Annotated in this window: 17 protein-coding genes and 1 pseudogene; 3 read left to right on the top strand and 15 right to left on the bottom strand. The window is 75.8% G+C overall.

The window, feature by feature from the left end:
- Positions 1-169 precede the first annotated feature (169 nt).
- The gene (locus ACZ58X_RS36510) at positions 170-811 is read left to right on the top strand and encodes a TetR/AcrR family transcriptional regulator (protein ID WP_470337869.1); all 642 of its coding nucleotides are present in this window, start codon (positions 170-172) and stop codon (positions 809-811) included.
- Between the two features lie 54 nt (positions 812-865).
- Here ACZ58X_RS36510 and ACZ58X_RS36505 read toward each other — a convergent pair whose 3' ends face one another.
- The gene (locus ACZ58X_RS36505; protein WP_470337868.1) at positions 866-1789 is read right to left on the bottom strand and encodes a DUF4436 family protein; all 924 of its coding nucleotides are present in this window, start codon (positions 1787-1789) and stop codon (positions 866-868) included.
- Between the two features lie 376 nt (positions 1790-2165).
- Here ACZ58X_RS36505 and ACZ58X_RS36500 point away from each other — a divergent pair, with 376 nt between their 5' ends.
- On the top strand, positions 2166-3908 hold the full coding sequence (locus ACZ58X_RS36500; RefSeq protein WP_470337867.1) for a serine/threonine-protein kinase: 1743 nt from the start codon (positions 2166-2168) through the stop codon (positions 3906-3908).
- Positions 3909-3993: 85 nt separating this feature from the next.
- Here the strand turns inward: ACZ58X_RS36500 and tatA are convergent, their stop codons facing one another.
- Positions 3994-4227, bottom strand: a complete 234-nt coding sequence (gene tatA / locus ACZ58X_RS36495; RefSeq protein WP_470337866.1) for a Sec-independent protein translocase subunit TatA — start codon at positions 4225-4227, stop codon at positions 3994-3996.
- 159 nt (positions 4228-4386) lie between these two features.
- Here tatA and ACZ58X_RS36490 point away from each other — a divergent pair, with 159 nt between their 5' ends.
- Positions 4387-5592, top strand: coding sequence for an agmatine deiminase family protein (locus ACZ58X_RS36490; RefSeq protein ID WP_470337865.1), 1206 nt, complete (start codon positions 4387-4389; stop codon positions 5590-5592).
- Between the two features lie 333 nt (positions 5593-5925).
- Here the strand turns inward: ACZ58X_RS36490 and ACZ58X_RS36485 are convergent, their stop codons facing one another.
- From ACZ58X_RS36485 to ACZ58X_RS36425, 13 genes and pseudogenes are all read right to left on the bottom strand, one after another.
- Positions 5926-6693: a zinc ribbon domain-containing protein gene (locus ACZ58X_RS36485; RefSeq protein ID WP_470337898.1), complete on the bottom strand. Its 768-nt coding sequence runs from the start codon at positions 6691-6693 to the stop codon at positions 5926-5928.
- Between the two features lie 537 nt (positions 6694-7230).
- Positions 7231-7299: pseudogene (locus tag ACZ58X_RS36480) on the bottom strand (zinc-ribbon domain-containing protein); the annotation flags it as partial.
- A gap of 3 nt (positions 7300-7302) precedes the next feature.
- Complete coding sequence (locus tag ACZ58X_RS36475) at positions 7303-7869, bottom strand: phage tail protein I (protein WP_470337864.1); 567 nt, start codon at positions 7867-7869, stop codon at positions 7303-7305.
- Positions 7866-9827 (bottom strand): putative baseplate assembly protein, encoded by a 1962-nt coding sequence (locus tag ACZ58X_RS36470; protein WP_470337863.1) that lies wholly within the window; start codon positions 9825-9827, stop codon positions 7866-7868. Before ACZ58X_RS36470 ends, ACZ58X_RS36475 begins: the two co-directional genes overlap by 4 nt.
- Positions 9827-10276, bottom strand: a complete 450-nt coding sequence (locus tag ACZ58X_RS36465; RefSeq protein ID WP_470337862.1) for a GPW/gp25 family protein — start codon at positions 10274-10276, stop codon at positions 9827-9829. The genes ACZ58X_RS36470 and ACZ58X_RS36465 overlap by 1 nt, the downstream gene beginning before the upstream one ends.
- A gap of 73 nt (positions 10277-10349) precedes the next feature.
- Positions 10350-10661, bottom strand: a complete 312-nt coding sequence (locus tag ACZ58X_RS36460) for a PAAR domain-containing protein (RefSeq protein ID WP_470337861.1) — start codon at positions 10659-10661, stop codon at positions 10350-10352.
- 64 nt (positions 10662-10725) lie between these two features.
- The gene (locus ACZ58X_RS36455) at positions 10726-12504 is read right to left on the bottom strand and encodes a VgrG-related protein (RefSeq protein ID WP_470337860.1); all 1779 of its coding nucleotides are present in this window, start codon (positions 12502-12504) and stop codon (positions 10726-10728) included.
- A complete protein-coding gene (locus ACZ58X_RS36450; RefSeq protein WP_360244219.1) occupies positions 12501-13223 on the bottom strand; it encodes a CIS tube protein in 723 nt (240 codons plus the stop codon). The genes ACZ58X_RS36455 and ACZ58X_RS36450 overlap by 4 nt, the downstream gene beginning before the upstream one ends.
- Before the next feature lie 50 nt (positions 13224-13273).
- On the bottom strand, positions 13274-13699 hold the full coding sequence (locus ACZ58X_RS36445; RefSeq protein ID WP_360244222.1) for a phage tail protein: 426 nt from the start codon (positions 13697-13699) through the stop codon (positions 13274-13276).
- A gap of 85 nt (positions 13700-13784) precedes the next feature.
- Positions 13785-14534, bottom strand: coding sequence for a hypothetical protein (locus tag ACZ58X_RS36440; RefSeq protein WP_470337859.1), 750 nt, complete (start codon positions 14532-14534; stop codon positions 13785-13787).
- Between the two features lie 2567 nt (positions 14535-17101).
- The gene (locus tag ACZ58X_RS36435; RefSeq protein WP_470337858.1) at positions 17102-17260 is read right to left on the bottom strand and encodes a DUF6760 family protein; all 159 of its coding nucleotides are present in this window, start codon (positions 17258-17260) and stop codon (positions 17102-17104) included.
- A complete protein-coding gene (locus tag ACZ58X_RS36430; RefSeq protein WP_470337857.1) occupies positions 17257-17745 on the bottom strand; it encodes a hypothetical protein in 489 nt (162 codons plus the stop codon). Before ACZ58X_RS36430 ends, ACZ58X_RS36435 begins: the two co-directional genes overlap by 4 nt.
- A complete protein-coding gene (locus ACZ58X_RS36425; protein ID WP_350509413.1) occupies positions 17742-18182 on the bottom strand; it encodes a phage tail protein in 441 nt (146 codons plus the stop codon). The genes ACZ58X_RS36430 and ACZ58X_RS36425 overlap by 4 nt, the downstream gene beginning before the upstream one ends.
- Positions 18183-18195 lie beyond the last annotated feature (13 nt).

Here is an 18195-nt window from a genome sequence, read left to right as displayed (position 1 = left end):
TCGGTCAATATCCCGCGCACGGATCCGCGCAGATCCGTGCGGATCCATGGGGAGCGGCGGCGATCGGCGGGGATCCGGCGGGGATCCGGCGGGGATCCGGCGGGGATCCGGCGGGACCGATTCGCGGCCCGCCCCTCCCGGGACCGCCCCGCTCGTTACAGTGGCGGCCATGGCGACACGGGCGACAGGAACAGCGCGGGAGGCGTCCTCCGCGCCGACGGGCGGCACCGGCCGGGCGCGGGCCTCCGTCAAGGGCGAGCAGACCCGGGCCAGGCTGATCGCGGCGGCCCGGACACTGCTCGCGGGCGGTGACGCCGGGCGGTTCACCACCCGCAACGTGGCCGCGCTGTCCGGGGTTTCGCACGGGATGTGCCACTACCACTTCGCCGACCGCACCGAACTGATCGTCGCGGTGGTCGCCGACATCCGGCCCGAGTGGATCACCCCGCTGGAGGAGGCGGTGGACGGCCCGGGCGGCTTCGCCGAGCGGGCGGAGCGGGTACTCACCCTGCTCACCCGGCCGGAGAGCCCCGACCTGGCCCGGCTGCACGCGGCGCTGCACTGGCTGGCGCTCAACGACGAGCGGGTCCGGGCCAGTCTGGAGGCGGAGTACGCGCGCTGGCGGTCCTGCTTCGTGCGCCTGTTCCGGACGCTGGCGGACGAGCGCGGCGACGGCTCCGACCCCCGCCCGCCCGGCGAGGCCTTCGCCGCCGCCGTGGACGGGCTGGCCGCGATCGGCTCGCTGGACGGAACGGTGGACGCCGGGCGGGTGCTGCGGACGCTGATGGCCGCGCTGTCCGCGGGCGGGTGACCGATGACCGGCTGACCGGCCCGGGCCCGTGGGAGCCGGGCCCGGCGGGTACGGTCAGGCGGCTTCGGCCTCGGCCTCCTTCTCCCGCCGCAGCCGGTGCTCGGTGCGGATGCCGCACCAGGCCGTGCAGGCCAGGCTCGCGGCGATGATCCCCTCCGCCCAGAAGAACGCCACGTAGTCCATCAGCGATCCGATCGGCGGCGCGCCGGGGGCGGCGTTGCGCATGCCGATCAGGGCGAACAGGCTGGCCGCCATCCAGCCCAGGGAGGGCCAGACCAGGCCCTCGCGCTTGCGGTAGAGCACCTCGGCGGCGCCGAGGACGGCCAGGGCGATGGCCCACATCGCCGCGATCATGAACCAGGAGAGGATGAAGGTGCTGCGGGAGCGGGTGATCCTGGTGTCCAGGGCCACCGCGCCGTTGCTCGCGGTGGTGGCCTGGGGGCGCAGGACGAAGAACGGGTCGGTGTCGGTGAGGACCACGCCGACCGGCACGGTCGCGCCCGCACTGCCGGCGGCGAAGCCCACCTCCATCCGGTAGCGGTCGAAGGGGTAGTCGGTCTTGGTGCCGTCGTAGATCCCCACCTGGACGAGCTGGGAGGGCGCGGCCTCCCCCTCGGCGGCCTTGACGGTCACCTTGGGGGTGCCGGTGACGCTGATCTCGACCGGGCGGGCGAAGGCCTGCGAGCCCGGGCCGGCGGCGAAGCGGCCGTGCGGGACGGGCGTGACGTAGAGCGTCAGCTGCTGGGCCGTCGGGTCCACGTCCTGTGCGGTGACGTCGAGTTCGATCCAGTCGGCGGCCGAGGGGACGGCCAGCTCACGGGTCTGCTCGCGGGTGTTGCGTTCGTTCAGGTAGAGGCCGATGCCGCTGCCGCAGAGGGCGACGACCATCGCCAGGAGGACGGCGAAGCGCCGGCTGCGGCGGGGGGCTCGGGGCGGCGCGGCGGGGGGCGCGCCGGTCTCGTCGGTGGTGGCCTGCACGGGGGTCCTTCCTGGGGCGCGCGTCCGAGGCGGGGCAGGATCACTGCCGTCCGGGCGGCCGCGCGCCGGTGTTTCGTCCGGGGCTTTCCGCTGGGTTGCCCCGCATCCTCCATCGAACTGAAAATTCAGTCAAATGCCTGAATCGCTCCGGACCGCCCCGTCCGCACCCGCGCCCCAAAACTCTGAACACGGCCCCCACCAGGCCTTCACCGCCTCGGCAAGGGCCCGGCACCGGCTCGACACCGGGCCCGGCGCGGCACCCCCTGACGGAACCTCTAAACTTCGCGATGCCGTCCGCGCCGCACCGCGCCACGGATGGCCGTGGACGCCGTGCCGGCTGCCACACCCCTCCTTGTCCGCCGAGAGAGGCCGCCCCATGTCCGCTGACCGATCCCCCTTCGCCCTCCAGCCGGTCTTCCAGCCGCTGACCGCGGCCGACCCGCGCGAGGTCGGCGGCCACCGGCTGTACGCGCGGCTCGGCGCCGGCGGCATGGGCCGGGTCTACCTCGCGTACACCCCGGGCGGCCGCCCGGTGGCGCTCAAGGTGGTGCGCCCCGAGCTGGCCGGGGACCCGGACTTCCGGGCCCGGTTCGCCCAGGAGGTGGCCAGCGCCCGGCTCATCCACGGACTGTTCACCGCCCAGCTGGTCGACGCCGGGCCGGACGCCGCCACCCCGTGGCTGGCCACCACCTATGTACCCGGCCCCTCGCTCCAGCAGGTGGTGCAGCGGTTCGGCCCGCTGCCCGAGCGCACCGTCCTGCTGCTGATGGCCGGGATCGCCGAGGCGCTCCAGGCCATCCACGCCAGCGGGGTGGTCCACCGCGACCTCAAGCCGGCCAACGTGTTGATCGCCGCCGACGGCCCCCGGGTGATCGACTTCGGCATCGCCCGGGCGGCCGACGCCGTCGCCCTGACCGGCACCGGGCTGCAGATCGGCTCCCCCGCCTACATGGCCCCCGAGCAGGCCCTGGGGCAGTCCGTGACCGCGGCCACCGACGTCTGGGCGCTCGGCACCCTGGCGGTGCACGTCGCGGCCGGCGCCCCGCCGTTCGGCGACGGCCCGCACCCGGCGACGCTCTACCGCACCGTCCACGAGGAACCCGACCTCGACCGGGTGCCGGAGGGCCTGCGCGACCTGCTCCGGCGCTGCCTGGCCAAGCGCCCCGAGGACCGGCCGACCACCGCCGAGGTGATCGCCGCCGCGGCCGGCCACCCCGCGGTCGGCGGGCAGCTGCGGTTCGGCGAGGACTGGCTGCCGCAACCGCTGACCAGCCAGATCACCCGGCACGCCGAGCTGCCGCAGACGCCAGCCGAGGCAGCCGGGCCGGGCCTGAACTCGGCCCCGACGATGCTCGCGCCCGCGGCGACGCCGACGCCGACGGTGCTCGCCACCGCACCGGCGGCGCCGGGCGGCCCTGCCGCGACCGCTGGATCCGCCGCGTCCGCCGCGTCGGTCACGTCCGCCGCACCGGTCGCGTCCACCGAGCCGAGGTCGCCCGCGCGGCCGAAGCGGCTGCGCGGGCGCACCGCGCTGGTCGCCGTGGTCGCCCTGGCCGTCGGCGTCGCAGCGACGGTGTTCGTACTCGACGACTCGGACCCGGTGGAGGCGGCGACGGCCGAGGCCCCGGTGGCCGACTCCCCCGTGCCCGGCGTGTCGGCGGCGCCCACCGGCCCGTCGGGCCCCGCCGGCTCGCCGTCCGCGAGCCCCCGGCCGAGCCGCGCGGCGCCGTCCGCGCCCGCCACCGACTTCACCGCCGACTACCGGGCGGTGGAGCTCACCTCGGCGGATCCGAACGACGAGTTCGACCTGGCCTCGGGCACGGTGGTGCCGGTCGAGACCGTGAACTGGTACGTGGGGCGCACCGACCGCGAGTTCCTGATCCCGGAGACCGCCGACTCCTACATCGGCCGGGACTCCGGCCTCGGCCTGGCCGAGTGCCTCCAGGGGCTCGGCAGCCGTCCGACCGCCCGGGTGCCGTTCAGCGCCGTAGGGTCGCGCGGCGCCTTCTGCGTCCGGTCGGCGGACGGCAAGGAGCTGGCCGTCGTCCGGGTGCTGTCGACGGCGGGCGCGGACGGGGCGGTCAAGGTCTCGCTGGACCACTACCACCGCAACGGCTGACGCCCCCGGGAACGGCCGAGAGCCCGTCGCCGCCCACGGCAGGGGTGGGAGCGACGGGCTCTCGGCGCCGATCGGCGGCCCGGGGTCAGACCGGGCGCCGGGCCGGCTCGGACGCCACGGGCGCGGCGGTCGCGGGCGCGGGGGTCGCAGGGGCGGCGGGCTGGTCCTCCTCCCGCATGGCCGCCGTCTCCGCCTTGAGGATGCGCATCGACTTCCCCAGTCCGCGCGCCATCTCGGGCAGCTTCTTGGATCCGAAGAGCAGCACCACGACCGCCAGCACCACCAGCAGGTGCCAGGGCTCCAGTCCATTGCGCAGCATCGTCGCCTCACCCGGCCTTTCGTCATCGGGACCGGAGCCGCGTGCGGCGACCCGGGTCGTCTCGGGGTGGTTTGGGTGCTTTCACCGTAGAGCTTGACTGATTTTTCAGTCAATGCGAGAGTGCAGTTCGGATCCACCCTCGGCCCACCGGAGTCCACCGTGTCCCAGTCCTCCCTCGCGCGCCGCACGGTGCTGCGTTCCCTCGCCGGCGCCGGCCTGATCGCGGCCGGCGCGACCGCCTGCGCGTCCGGCGGCGACGACGCCGCGGAGCCGGCGGCCCCGTCGTCCTCCGCCCCCGCCGGGCAACCGTCCGCGAGCGCCACCGCCGCACCGACCGCGTCGGCGGCCCCCGCCCCCGCCGGCGGACGCCGCCTCGGCGGCGAGTGGGAGAAGCACGAGCGGACCTTCATGGCCTGGCCCGCCTCCGAGAACGTCTGGGGCGAGCAGCTCGGCGCCGTCCGCAAGGACATCGCCTCGGTGGCCCGCGCCATCGGCAGCCGCGAACCGGTGGTCCTGCTGGTGCGCCCCGGCCAGGAGGACTCCGCCCGCAACGCCTGCGGCAAGGACGTCGAGCTGCTGTCCGTCCCGGTGGACGACCTGTGGGCCCGCGACACCGTGCCGGTGTTCGTCGAGGAGCGCGGAAAGGCCAAGGGCGTCGACTTCAACTTCAGCGGCTGGGGCGGAAAGCAGCAGCACGACAACGACGCCCGGATCGCCCGCGCCGTCCTGGACACCTACGGGATCGAGCGGGTCGCGACCCAACTGGTCGCCGAGGGCGGCTCCTTCGAGACCGACGGCCAGGGCACCCTGATGGTCACCGAGAGCTCGATCGTCAACGCCAACCGCAACCCGGGCCGCGACCGCGACCAGATCGAGGCCGAGCTCAAGCAGGCCCTCGGCATCACCAAGGTGATCTGGCTGGCCGGCGTGAAGGGCAAGGACATCACCGACGCCCACGTCGACTGCCTGGCCCGGTTCGCCGCCCCCGGCGTGGTCTTCCTGGACCGAGCCTTCCCCGGCATGCCCGCGGACGTCTGGTCCCGCTCCGCCGACCAGGCCCGGGCCGTACTCGCGGACGCCACCGACGCCACCGGCAGGAAGCTCAAGGTGATCGAGATCAGCCAGCCCGACCCGGACCGGATCACCGGTCGGGGCGACGCCTTCGTGTCCTCGTACATGAACTTCTACATCGGCAACAAGGGCGTCTACCTGCCGCTGTTCGGCGACGCCAAGGCCGACGGGCACGCCCGGGAGGTCTTCAAGGACCAGTTCCCGGACCGCGAGATCGTCCCCGTGCAGATCGACACCATCGCCTCCGGCGGCGGCGGCATCCACTGCTCGACCCACGACCAGCCCGCCGTCTGATCCCCGGCGGTCGAGGACACCCTGCGGGAGCTGGACGGCCGGACCGTCCACGCCTTCCACATCGAGCGCTACGGCATGATCGTCAACCCGGCCATCGCGCACGGGCTCTCGCACGAGGTCGGCTCGTGCGAGGTCGGCTCGTGCGAGGTCGGCTCGTGCGAGGTCGGCTCGTGCGAGGTCGGCTCGGGCGAGGTCGGCTCGGGCAGACCGTGGTCGACGGGCAGCGGGGCCCGGTCACCCTTGCCGGGACCCCGCTGCACTCCGGCCCCGCCGAGGAGGTCTCGCTGAACCGCGTCGACCTCCTCTGACACCACCGCGGCGGCGGGCACCCCTTCACGTCCGCTTGAAGAACTCCACCTCGGCCAGCGCCACGGTGCGGCCCGGGCCGGTGCCCGCCGCCTCGCGGACGGTCAGCCTCACCTGGACGACGTCGCTGATGCCGGTCGCCACGGTCTGCGGGCCCGGCTGGTCGTTGAGCGTGACCTGCTTGCGGTGCACCTCGCCGTCCGAGGCGGTCACCTCCAGGGCGAGCACCAGCGGGCGGGCCTGCTGCCGGAACTGCTCCGGGTCCGCGGAGGCGCCGGTGTGGACGATCAGGTCCACCAGCCGGAACGGGGTGCGGAAGGTGAAGTCGACGGAGTCACCGATCGCAGGCGCGCCCCAGTAGGTGTTGGAGAGGCCGTCGTCGGCCGCGCTCGCGGGGTGCCCCTCGACCGCGCCCGACGCCGTGGTCAGCGAGGGCGCGACCGGCGCGGTGCTGCCCAGCTTGTCCAGCACGTCCTGGTAGGCGTTCTTCCCGAGCGGGTAGAGCAGGATCCCCGCCACCACCAGCGCGAGCAGCACGATCAGCGCGATGGTGCGGCGCAGCGCGTTGCCCGAGCCGCCGATCCGCACCCGGCGCCGGAACGGCCACCGGGTGCGCCACCAGGGCAGTTGCGGGGCGGCCGCGGTGGCGGTCAGCGGGGCCGCGCAGCGGCGGCAGAACCGGCGCTCGGGCAGGTTGGGGGTGCCACAGCGGGGGCAGGGCGGGCCGTCCTGGGCCTCCTCGACGGCGGAGGCCCAGACGACGGGGCGCGGCGCGACGGGCTTGGCGGGCTGCACGGCGACCGGGTCGGCCTGCGGCGCGGCGGGTGGTTGCGGCTTCGGGTCCGGGGCCGGGACCGGCCCCCGCTCGGGTGCCGGGGCGGGTTCCAGCGCGGGTTCCGGAACAGGCGCGGACCTCGGCTCCGCCGCGGGAGCCGGTACGGGCCGCACCCGGGTGGAGGTCGAGCGCGAGGTCTCGACCGTCGGCGGGGACGGCGGCTCCTCGGCTCGCGGCTCCTCGGCTCGCGGCTCCTCGGCTCGCGGTCCCTCGACCGGCGGGGCCGGTGTCGGGGCGGCGGGCTCCGGGGCGGCGGGCGGTTGGGTGCGCCGGCTTCGGCTGGTGACCCGCCGGGAGACGTTCCGCCAGGTGCGCGAGGTGTCGGGGCCGGCCGGCTCGGGCGCGGCAGGCTCGGGCTCGGAACTGGGCGCGGGCGCGGGCGCGGCAGGCGCCGGCGCAGCGGGTTCGGACTCCGCCGGGGCCGGCGTGGGCGCAGGCCCCGCCACCGGAGCGGGCCCGGCCCCCGCGGCGGGCGCGCGGCGCGACCACCCCAGGTAGGCGCCGCAGTTGCCGCAGAAGTCGTCGCCCTCCGCGTTGGCCGTGCCGCATTCGGGACACACCGGCATCCGTCAGCCCTCCGCTCGCCCGGGTGGACCGGGCAGGATCTCGACCCGGCAGGTCAGGTGGACCGGGCAGCCGGCCCGGACGACGGCCAGCACCTGGTCCTCGTCCAGCCCCGCGCCGCCCAGCGGCCAGACCCGGACCAGCACCCCGCCACCGCCCGGTGCGGGCGGCAGGGCGCCGTCGGGGTCGGTGGACCAGGCGGCGCCGCCGCCGTCCGTGATCTCGGCCCCGGCGCCCAGCACCAGCCGCAGCCGCTCGGTGAGTCCGCGCCGGGTGCCCCGCCAGCGGTGCAGTTCCACGGCGCGCCCGACCACCGCCCGGCGCACCTCCTCCGGCCAGGCCGGGTCGACCTCGACCGCGACCCAGGAGGCCAGCCAGTCGAGGAAGTCGGCGGGCGCGAGTTCGGGCCGGAAGTAGGCGGGCAGGTTGTCCAGGGTGGCGAAGACCGGGGCGAGGACGGTGTCCAGGCCGGCCGTGAAGCGCTGGGCGAAGTCGTCGTCGGCGAAGAGCGCGGGCAGCAGTTCGCCGATCGGGTGCGGGCTGGGCAGCCCGGGGACGGCGGCTCTGGTCATGACGTGCCGTCCTCGGCGGCCGCGGTGACCACGACCTGGTGCTGGTGCGAGAACACCAGGGCGTCCGGCGGGACGTCGACCCGCTCGGCGGGCGCGCCCCGGCGGCCGGTGATCGGGTCGGCCGGGAAGAGCCGCAGCTCCTCGACGCCCGCGACGGCGGCCACCCGCTGGAGCACGGCGAACACCTCCCCGTACTGCACCGCCCGGCCGAACGGCCAGCCGGTGCCGGCGGCGCCGCCGCGCAGCGGGTTGAGGTGGCGGTAGAGCGCGTCCAGCACCGCCTCGCGGACCCGGTCGGGGTCGGGGGCGCGGGTGGTGAGCCGGGCGACCACGGTGACGCCCTGGTAGGCGGGCGGCTGGACGAGGACCCGGGTGCCGATCAGCCGCCGTTCGTCCAGCGCGGCCGCCACCTCGGCCAGCACCTGCTCGTCCGGGATGAGCTGCTCGAACCGCAGCCGCTCGCCCTCGTCGGCGACGGCGTCCGGCACCACCAGCACCCGGACCGCCCCGGCCTCCCCGCCGGTGGCGGGCACGCAGCTGACCCGGGCGGCGGAGGGCGCGGCCTGCCGGGCGATCAGCTCGAAGTCCCCGGCGGTGACGGCGCGTTCCTGCAGCCGCAGCTGGTGCGGGGCGCGCGCCTTGGCGTTCTCCACCGTCTCGCCGTCGACCCCGCCCCGGGCCGCCTCCCGGTTGTCCACCCGGGCGACGTACGGGACGGAGCTGCGCAGCACCGTGACAGTGTTGCGGGCGACGTTGCCCGCGATCCCGCCGCCGGTGCGGTAGTGCGGGACGCGCAGCCGGGCGCCCTTGGGCGGCACCGCACCGAAGGCGCGCAGGCTGCCGTCGGGCTCCCGGACGGCGGGCGGGAACAGGAACTCGCCGTTGGTGGCGTCCAGCACCACGTGCCGGTCGGTCGGCGCTGAGTCGCCGAAGTGCTCGACGACGGTCCAGCGCTGCCAGCCTTCGCCGGCCGAGACCTCGACCACCGGCGCCCCGCCGTCCAGCAGCACCGGCGGGCGGGCGAGCCGGAAGCGCTGGCCCGCGACGCCCTCCGAGGTGCCCAGCGGCGCGTCGGTGACGGTCCGGGCGTGCACGGCGGTGGCGGTGCCGCCGACGGTGAACACCTCGGCCCGGCGCACCGTCGGGGACTCGGAGTAGAACGGCTGGCCGGGCCTGGGCTCGGTCACCCGGCAGCGCAGCCAGCCGGCCCGTCGCCCGGCCACCACCGAGGCGGTGTGCCCGGCGGGCACGAACACCACCACCTCGCCGGGCCGGTTGAGGCCGCCGGTGGTGTCGCTGCCGGTCTCGCAGGCGATCCAGCGGGCGCCGTCCCACACCTCCCAGACCAGCGGGGGCTGGCGCGGGTCGACGCCGACGCCCTCCACCCGGCTGTCCAGCCGGACGGCCAGGATGCAGCGCGGCACCACGGCGGGCAGGGCGAACAGCATGGCGTCCCCGGCCGCCGGGCGGGCCTGGAAGCACCGCACGTCCACGCCGTCCGCCAGCCGGCCGGTGACGTCGGCCTGCTCGCCGGCGGCGGAGACGGTGACCAGCCGCTCCAGCGCGCTGGGGACGACCGGGAGGTCCTCGGCGGTGGCGAAGACGACCGCCTCGTCGGTCTCGGTGCGCAGCGTGGACACCTCGGTGCCGGCGCGCAGCAGGACCGTCTCGGGCTGCGGGGCGGAGAGCCAGAAGTCGACCTCGGCGCGGGCCGCGGCGGGCGGGAAGAGCCGGATGCCCAGCAGGTCCAGGAAGGCGGTGTAGTTCTTCTCGGGCACCCGGTTCAGCCGGTAGAGCAGTTGGTCGACCAGGTAGGCGAAGGTCTCGATCAGGGTGACGCCCGGGTCGGAGACGTTGTGGTCGGTCCACTCCGGCGCGCGCTGCTGCACGTACCGCTTGGCCTCGTCGACGAGTTGCTGGAACCGGCGGTCGTCCAGGTTCGGGGAGGGCAGGGCCATCAGCGGGCACCTCCGTCCGCGGCGGCCGGTTCCAGGTCCAGGGCTTCCGCCCCCGGGGACTCCGGGATCGTGTAGAAGGGGAAGACCAGGTTGCGGCGGTCGTTGGTGGCGCGGACGGTGTAGTGGACGTCGATGTAGAGCGTGCCCTCGTCGACCCGGTCGAAGGCGATCACCACGTCGTCGACGATGATCCGCGGCTCCCAGCGCTCCAGCGCGATCCGCACCTCGCGGGCGATCCGCCCGGCGGTGGTGCTGTCGCCCGGGGCGAAGACGTACTCGTGGATGCCGCAGCCGAACTCGGGGCGCATCGGCCGCTCGCCGGGGGCGGTGCCGAGGATCAGCCGGATCGCCTCGGCGAGCTCCCGGTCCCGCTCCACCATGCCGATGCCGCCGGTGGCGTTCACCCGCAGCGGGAAGGCCCAGCCGCGGCCGATGAAGTCCTTGCTCATGCGCCCGCCTCGCCGCGCTCGGCAGGGGCGTTCGCCCGCTCGCACCTCTTGATGATTCGCTCGCTCCGCTCGCTCACAGTGCGCCGCCGATCAGCACGTTGAAGGCCCCGGCGATGATGGTGGCGCCGCAGGTGGTCTTGTCGCCCATCCGGGCCGCGGGCAGGCCGCCGATCAGCACCACTCCCCCGGTCAGCCCGCCGAGTTGGGGCTCGACCAGGTTGGCGGGGCCCAGCTCCACGTGCGGGACGCAGGCGTGCACGCTGCCGGCCACCGCGGCGGGGCGGCCGCCGATCAGCACCGTCGCGACCTTGAGGGCACCCGGCGGCGGGGTGGTGAGGACGCCGCCGTGGTCGGTCGGGTCGCCGGTCCGGGCTGCGGGGGGCATGTGCGGTCTCCATTTCCGATGGCGCCCTGCCGGGCACGATCCTGCTGCGGTTCCTGATGATTCGTCAATTGATGTGCACGAAAGCCCCCTTGAGGACGGCTTCGGCACCGCCGTCCACGGTGACCGCGGTCGTGCCGCGCACGGTCACCGAACCGCCGCGGATGTTCACCTCGCCGGTGCCCGCGTCCAGGGTGATGCCGGAGGAGGTCAGGCGCACCGTGCTGCCCGCCCCGCCGACCCCGCCGTGCACGGTCAGCAGGATCTCCCCGCGCTGCTGGTCCAGCCGGACCTCCAGCTTCCCGTCGCCGCTGGCCAGCCGGACCCCGGAGCTGCCGCCCGGCACGTCCAGCAGTTCCAGCCGGTGACCCGAACGGGACACCACGGAACGGCGGTTGACCTTGCCGGCGGTCGCGTCGACCAGCGGCACGTCGTGCGGCGAGGGCCGGTCCACGCCGTTGTAGAGCCCGCCCAGCACGTACGGGCTGTCCAGGTCCCCCTGCTCGAAGCCCACCAGCACCTCGTCGTTGACCTCCGGGCTGACCACGCCGCCGCCCCCGTGACCGCCCCACTGCACGGTGCGCACCCAGTCGGAGACGTAACTGTCGTCCAGCCAGGGGAACTTCAACCGGACCCAGCCGCGCTGCCCGGCGCCCGGCTCCCGGACGTCGGTGACCACGGCGACGGCCAGGCCCGGCATCCGCGGCCCGCGCGGCGGCGCGTTGCCGCCGGTGGTCAGCCCGGCCAGCGAGCGGTCCGGCGAGGCGCTGACCACCACCGTGGTGCGGTAGCCGCGGAACGGCTCCAGCAGGTGCCGCACCCCGGTGGCGGTGTAGCGGCCGGAGAAGGCCGCGCCGACGTTGCCCAGCGCCACGGCGGTGCCGGCCCGCAGCCGCGGATTGCCCTCGGCCACCACCTCCAGCTCGCCGAAGCCCCCGGCCACCGAGGCGGCCAGCGAGCGGGCCACGGCGGCGGTTTCCGCCTGGGTGCGGTACGGGGTGTCGGCGACGGTCAGCCGGGCCTTGCCGGGGAAGGCCGAGGCCACCACCGAGGGGCTCAGCCCTGGCAGCACGGTGGTCGAGGCCACCGACGGCTCGGTGGCGACCAGGGCGCTCTTGGTGGTGACGTTCCAGCCGCGCGCCTCGACGGTGTCCGCCCCGGCCGCGCCGGTCAGCACCCCGCGCAGCTCCAGTAGGTTGCGCCCGTACTCCAGCACCAGCGGGTTCTGCGGCGCGGGCGTGCTCGGCGCCGGCGCCGAGGAGGCGGGCTGCGGCTTGACGAACTCCAGCTTGCCGTCGTCGTCGACCCGCACCTGCGCGCCGCTCTCCTGCGCCAGGAACTGCAGGAACTCCCAGTCCGGCACGTTCGCCTGGGACAGCTGCTGGTGCACCACCGGGAAGGAGTCGACCCGCCCGCAGGCCAGGCCGGCCCCCGTGGCGACCTCGCGCACGATGTCGGCGGTGGTCATGTTCCGGAAGGCCTTCACCCGGCGCCCGCGCATCAGCCGGTGGGTCACCGCCGCCGCCCGCACCACCGTGTACGAGCCCGTGGTGTCCACCTCCAGCTCCAGCGCCGTGACCTCTCCGGTGAACAGCCGCACCCGGGTGTTGCCCTGCACCGTCACCACGGAGACCCGCAGCTCGGTGCCGATGGTGATCCCGGTCGCGGCGAGGAAGGTGTGGTCGGCGTCCCGGAAGCTCAGCACCGCCGTGTCCGGCAGGCCCACGCTCTCCTCGATGTCGCAGGACACCAGCTGCGCCGCCCACACCGGCGGCAGCGGCCCCGGCGCCTCGACGACGGGATCCGCGGCGAATGGCCGGCCGCCCCGGGCCTCCGGCGTGGTCATGCCGCACCGCCCCGGGTCAGCTCGTCGATGCCGGGCACGATCAGCTCCGCGCCCGGGACCAGCACCAGCGGGTCGTCGATGCCGTTCGCCTCCGCGATGGTCCGCCAGGCCGTCGCGTCCCCGTACGCCCGCCAGGCCAGCAGCGGCAGGCTGTCGCCCGCGATCACCCGGTGGGTACTGCGGGCCTCCGGGGAGCCGGAGGTCGGGTTCTGCCCGGCCGGGTCGACGCTCGCCTCGTCGATGGAAAGCGAGCAGACCGCGCGCAGCGGGTTGCCGTCCACGTCGAAGAGCGTGTAGGTGACGGACAGTCCGGTCAGCACCCCGTTGAACGAGGTCGTCTTCAAGGTGCCCCAGTCCAGCCGGATCCACGGGCTGGCCGGGGTCTTGCGCGCCAGGCTCGTCGGGGTCGGTACACAGGCCGTCATCAGCTGCTCCACCGCCCGCTCCACCGAGTTGTCGTGGGTCGCGGTCGAGTCCAGGAACACGTCCAGGGAGAGCGAGCGCGGGCCGCTGCCGACGAACTCCGGCAGCGCCGACTGACCCGCCATCCGGGACGGCGTGCGCCGCCACTCGGTGGACTTGCGCAGCACCAGGGTCGCCGGGTTGAACTGGAGCGGGAGCCGCGCGATCGCACCGCCGGGCTGGGCGCCGACGGTGGCCGGCGGCTCCATGATGGTCAGTTGCGCCCGGGTGACGCTCGCGGGGACCGCCGAGGACATCCTGCTGCTCCTTGGGTGCTTGGGGGGAGAGGGAGGGGTGAGGGGTGCGCTCAGGACGGCCGGAGGCCCGCGTGGGCGATCTCCAGGGACTCCATGGCCGGCTGGGAGCTCGACGGGTCGAAGGACGGCCCCTCCCACCGCACCGGGACGATCCCGAGCACCTGCCAGCCGACGATCCGGCTCAGGTCCGGCCGCAGCGCCACGATCTCGCCGTCCTTCGGCTCGACCTTCCGCACGATCTCGTTCAGCCACCGCGCGATCTTGGCGGTGTCCGCGGTGACCGCGCGGCTCAGCGTGATGTTCGTCCAGGTGATGCGGCCCGGCAGCTGCCAGGCGAAGCCGTTGTTGCCGCCCTCCGCGTACTGCTCGATCTCGACCTGCGCGCCGAGTCCCGAACAGGTGGTGAACTCGCCCAGGTCGTTCCCGCCGATCGTCAGGCTGAAAAACACACTGCTCGCGAAGATGTTGTCGGTCATCGGCCCGGCCTCCTGCTGTTCCTGCTGTGCTGCTCATGGTCAACGTCGATCCGGTCCCCCGGCGGCCGTCCGGCGCCGCCCGCGCTCACCGGCGCAGGTCGTACGGCTTCCCGGCCCGCTCCCGGCCCCTGCGCAGTTCGGTGCGCAGCAGGCGGCCGACCGGCTCGACCAGGCGCCGGGCCAGTTCGTCCAGGTCGCCGGGTGCGGCGTGCTCGGGCTGGTCGGGGCCCTCGGCCACCGTGGCACCCTTCTCGGTGCCGCCGGGTGGCCGGTGCCCACCAGGTCGGCCGGTGCTCGGCGGCGCCGTCTGCACGGTGGTCGGCCGACGCGCCGGGACGGCGGTCAACGGCACCCCCACCAGGCCCGCCTGCTCGGCCACCCGCTGCAACACCTGCGCCGTACCGGGCGCGGAGTGGTGGGCGGCGGGCAGCGGGGACGGTACGAACGGGACGCTCCCGGCCCCAACCGACTGCGCGGCACGGGGCACCCCGGGCATGCCGGGCACCCCGGGTGTTGCGGACCGGGACACGATCGGCGACAGCACGGCGGGCGGCTGGGCCCGCGTCTGCGCCTGCGACAGCGGGCCGGGCGCGCCCGGGAGCCGCTGGAGCGAAGGGACCACCGGCAGCGCGGGCGCCACCGGCAGCGCGGGCGCCACGGGCTGCGCGGGCCGCGCGGGCTGCGCGGCGCGGGCCGGCCCGGCCGCCCCTTGCGGCGACAACTCGGCTGCCGCCGAAGGCCACTGGGCTCGCTGGACGACCGGCGAGGGCGCGCCGGACAGCGGTGACGCCGCCCGTGGGAGCGCCTGGATGCCCGGCGGTGCGAGGCGGACCACGGGCACCGGCACCGGCGCGGCCGACCGCCCGCCGGGCCGGGCCCCGGGGCCCAGGTGGCCGGAGAACGACCGGTCGGCAGCGCGACGTCGGACAGCCGCGGGGCTGTGGCCACCACCCGCCTGCGGCCGCTGCGCCACCGGCACCGTGCCGCGCGGCGGCTCGGACCGGGCGGGCGAGGGGCCGTCGGCGGCAGCTGCGGTCGGCGAAGCATGGCCGGGCGCCGAACTCCCCTGCGCGGAGGGGCGATCGGCCGACGAGCGGTCACCCCGGTGTTCCGGTGAACGCCGGACGCGCAGTCGCTGCACGGCCGTTGCCACCGCGTGCCCGACTCCCCCACCGGACGGACGGCCGGCGGCCACCGCACCCCCTCGCGCCTGCGGCACCGGCGGCCCGGCGTCGGCGGTCCGGCCGCCCCCGGGGCTCGTCCCGCGCCGGGGAACAGGAGCCGTCCCCCGGCCCCCGCGCGGCGCCGGAGCCGAGTTCGGCCGCGGCGCGACCGTCGAATCCCGCTCCGGCTCCGACTCCGGCTCCGTGCGGCGCGCAAGGGCGTTGGGCCAGACCACCGGAACCACCGGCGGGGCGGCGGACACCGCAGCGGCCCCCGGCCGGGCACCGACGCCACCCGCGAGGGGCGCCGACGCTGCCGCCAGGGCAACCGCCATCGGTCGCTCGCCGATCAGCCCGCGCCTCGGGGCGGTGGATGCGACGGCCCGCTGCACGCCCAGACCGCCACCCGCCGGACGGGCCGAAACCACCGGGCCGCCGCCGACACGTCCGCTCGCACGCGGCGGCACCCCGGCAGGGGCAGGGCCGGGCCCGGCAGCGTGGGCATCGTTTGACGACATGTCAGTTTTGTTTGTTGTCAAGGGCGTTGCGGAGTGCTGGCCGGCCGCGTGGTGCTCGACCGGGCGCTGCACGGATGCACCCCCACCGGTAGCCGGTGCACTCGGCCCACCGCCCCCCGGCAACGCGACCGAGCCCCGCCGGACCCGCCGCCGCCCACCCACCATCGGACCGGCGCCGCCTGCGGCCGCCGCCGTCGGCGGTATCGCGTCGAGGGGCGCGCCCAGACCCGAGCGCGGCCGCGCCGGAGCCGGAGTCGGGGTCCGAGTCGAAGTCTGGGCCGGAGCTGGGGCCTGGGCCGGAGCCGGGGCCTGGGTCGGCGATTGCGCCCGAGCCGGGGTCGAGGCCGGGGCCCGGGGCGGGATCGGGGCCGGGCGCGACGGCGCCCGGGACGCCCGTTCGGCGGTCGGCGAGGACGGCGCACGCTGGACGGATGCCCCGCCGACGGGCCCGGGCCCGATCCCACGCACTGCCCGCTCGCCGCTTCCGGCCTCCCCGCCACCCGTGGCCCCGGGCTCGGCACGGACCACCGGCATGGCAGCCGGGGCGCCCGGGGCGGGCTCGGCCGTCCGGGGGCCGGCGGCAGCCAGGGGGGCCGCACTCGCGGGCAGCGCCGTCAAGGGCGCGCCGAGCACCGGACGGGCCGGTGCGTCACCACGCGTCGCCGCGGCCCGCTGCACTGCCACGTCGGCGGCGCCACCCGGGCCCGACGGCGCCGTCCGGGCCGCCGACTCGGTGCGCTCGGGCACCCGCTCGGCACGGGCCGCCTGCTCCACCACGGCTACCGGCTGCGACGCTTCGACACCCCGGCTCGACGCTTCGCCGACGGCGTCCGGCGTGGCCCCGCTCCGCCCCGGAACGGCCACCACGGGCCGCACGAGCAGCAGCCGGGGGCGCCGCGCGACGGTCAGCGGCGCGCTGACGGCCCGCGGTCGCACCGCCCGCTGAACGGCCGGGCCTGCCCCGCCGTTCCGACGTGGCGCACCGGCGACCGCTTCCGGCTCCCGCGCCGTACGTCCCGCCGCACCCGTGGGTGCCTCCGCACCTCCGGCCTCGGCAGCAGCGGCTGCCGCGCCGGCCGCCGGAACAGCACTGTGGGACGGACCCGGCACCGCAGCCCCGGCCCGCCGGTCGGCGCCGCCCGTCCGCACCGCACGGGACCCGGGTGACCGCACGGGCAACTGCCGCAGCCGGACGGACCGTTGGACGGGCCGGGCCCGCCGCCGATCCGCCCGGGCAGAGGGCTCGGCCGACTCCGGCGACTCCGCCGGCCCGGCCTCCACCGCACCCACCGTCGGCCGCAGGACGAGCTCGTCCCCGCCACCGACGGTCACGGACGGCGTGCCCGGCACCGCGACCGCCCGCAGGATGCCCGCCGGGGCGGAGGTCAGCACGGAGTGGCCGAGCGGTCCGCTCAGCGAAGGATCCTGCCAGGCGGAGAGCCTGGAGCGGAACGCCAGACCGTCGCTGACCCCGCGCGGCGACGCCCCGGCCAGGGTCGGGACCAGCGGCGCCACGGCGCGCCAGCCGCCGTCCCCGGCCGCCGGTCGCGGCCGCGCGACCCGGGCAGCACCGGAAGCCGAGCCCGAGCCCGGGTCCGAACCCGAGGCCGAACCCGAGGCCGCGGCAGAGCCCGACCGCGCGCCCGAGCCCGGCCCCGGATCAACCCCGGCACCGGACCCGTCGCGCCGCCGCCCGATCCAGTCCCGCAGCCCCACCCTCCTCACCCACCTTCACTGATGCGGGCGTTCAGCCGCGCGACCTCGCGCACCCACTGCCCGCGCTCGTGGTGGGTCAGGTCGAGGAGGTCCTCCCGCGACCAGTGGAGGTGGTAGGCGATGTACGCGATCTCCTCGTACAGCCGAGCAGGCGCGTACGTCACGATTCCCCCAGGCGCCCACCGGCGAGGTCGACCTCGAAGGCGCCGTCGCAGTGCGGGCAGGTCACGGCGGCGCGCGTGTGGCCTTCGCTGTTGATCCGCTGGTAGAGGTCCTGGAGGAAGGCCACGTCGGTGGCGTACATCCGCTCGACGATGCCCGTGTGCACCTCGGCGAGGTCGCCCAGCCGGGTGATCACGTGGCTGAGCAGCACCACGCTGAGGTAGGCCGGGTTCTCCTTGACCCGCAGGTCGATCTGCGGCATCAGTTCGTCGCGCGCGGTCGCCAGGCGCATGGCGCCGTGGCGGTGCACGGTGCCCTCGTCGTCGACGTAGCCGAGCGGCAGCTCGAACTCGAACTCGGTGTGCGGGGACTGCCGCCGGGCCGGCCCGGCCGGCCCCGCCTGCCCCGGGGCCGGCTGCTGCGGCGCGGGGTTCTGCGGGGCCGGGGCGCCTTCCAGCAGCTCCTCAAGGCCGATCTTGCGCCTCACTCGACCCGGATCTCCTCGAACACGATGGTCACCGTCTCGGTCGCGGCGCTGGACTCGCCCGCGCTGAGCGTGGGGCCCTCCCAGCGGCTCGCCCAGGCGTTGGTGAGCTGGATCCGGCGCAGGGTGGCCCCGGTGGTGTCCTTGACCTCGATGGTGAGGTTCTGCCGGGCGGTGTTGATCGCCCCGTTGTTGAGGGTCTCCTTGATCCAGTCCGTGAACGCGCCGCTCTTGTCCAGGCCGCGGGTGATGGTCACCTCGCCGGGCAGTCGGGCGCCGGGCTGCTTGCGGACGATCAGCTTGCCCTCTTGGGTCACCTGCTTGTACTCGACGACGTCCTGTTCGACCGTCAGGTTGCTGATCTCCTTGACGGACTCGACGTTGTAGCCGCCGAGTTGGACGCCGAATATGTGTGTGGAGAGCGGATCGCCTTCAGCCATGGCGTGTGGTCAC

Source organism: Kitasatospora sp. NPDC040550 (assembly GCF_055594965.1).
The sequence above is the reverse complement of the archived record's forward strand: the minus strand, read 5'-3'. Positions and strand labels throughout refer to the sequence as shown.

Coding starts and splice junctions, on each gene's coding strand:
- ACZ58X_RS36510 (WP_470337869.1), top strand. CDS start 170: ATGGCGACACGGGCGACAGGAACAGCGCGGGAGGCGTCCTCCGCGCCG.
- ACZ58X_RS36500 (WP_470337867.1), top strand. CDS start 2,166: ATGTCCGCTGACCGATCCCCCTTCGCCCTCCAGCCGGTCTTCCAGCCG.
- tatA (WP_470337866.1), bottom strand. CDS start 4,227: ATGCTGCGCAATGGACTGGAGCCCTGGCACCTGCTGGTGGTGCTGGCG.
- ACZ58X_RS36475 (WP_470337864.1), bottom strand. CDS start 7,869: ATGACCAGAGCCGCCGTCCCCGGGCTGCCCAGCCCGCACCCGATCGGC.
- ACZ58X_RS36470 (WP_470337863.1), bottom strand. CDS start 9,827: ATGGCCCTGCCCTCCCCGAACCTGGACGACCGCCGGTTCCAGCAACTC.
- ACZ58X_RS36465 (WP_470337862.1), bottom strand. CDS start 10,276: ATGAGCAAGGACTTCATCGGCCGCGGCTGGGCCTTCCCGCTGCGGGTG.
- ACZ58X_RS36460 (WP_470337861.1), bottom strand. CDS start 10,661: ATGCCCCCCGCAGCCCGGACCGGCGACCCGACCGACCACGGCGGCGTC.
- ACZ58X_RS36455 (WP_470337860.1), bottom strand. CDS start 12,504: ATGACCACGCCGGAGGCCCGGGGCGGCCGGCCATTCGCCGCGGATCCC.
- ACZ58X_RS36450 (WP_360244219.1), bottom strand. CDS start 13,223: ATGTCCTCGGCGGTCCCCGCGAGCGTCACCCGGGCGCAACTGACCATC.
- ACZ58X_RS36445 (WP_360244222.1), bottom strand. CDS start 13,699: ATGACCGACAACATCTTCGCGAGCAGTGTGTTTTTCAGCCTGACGATC.
- ACZ58X_RS36425 (WP_350509413.1), bottom strand. CDS start 18,182: ATGGCTGAAGGCGATCCGCTCTCCACACACATATTCGGCGTCCAACTC.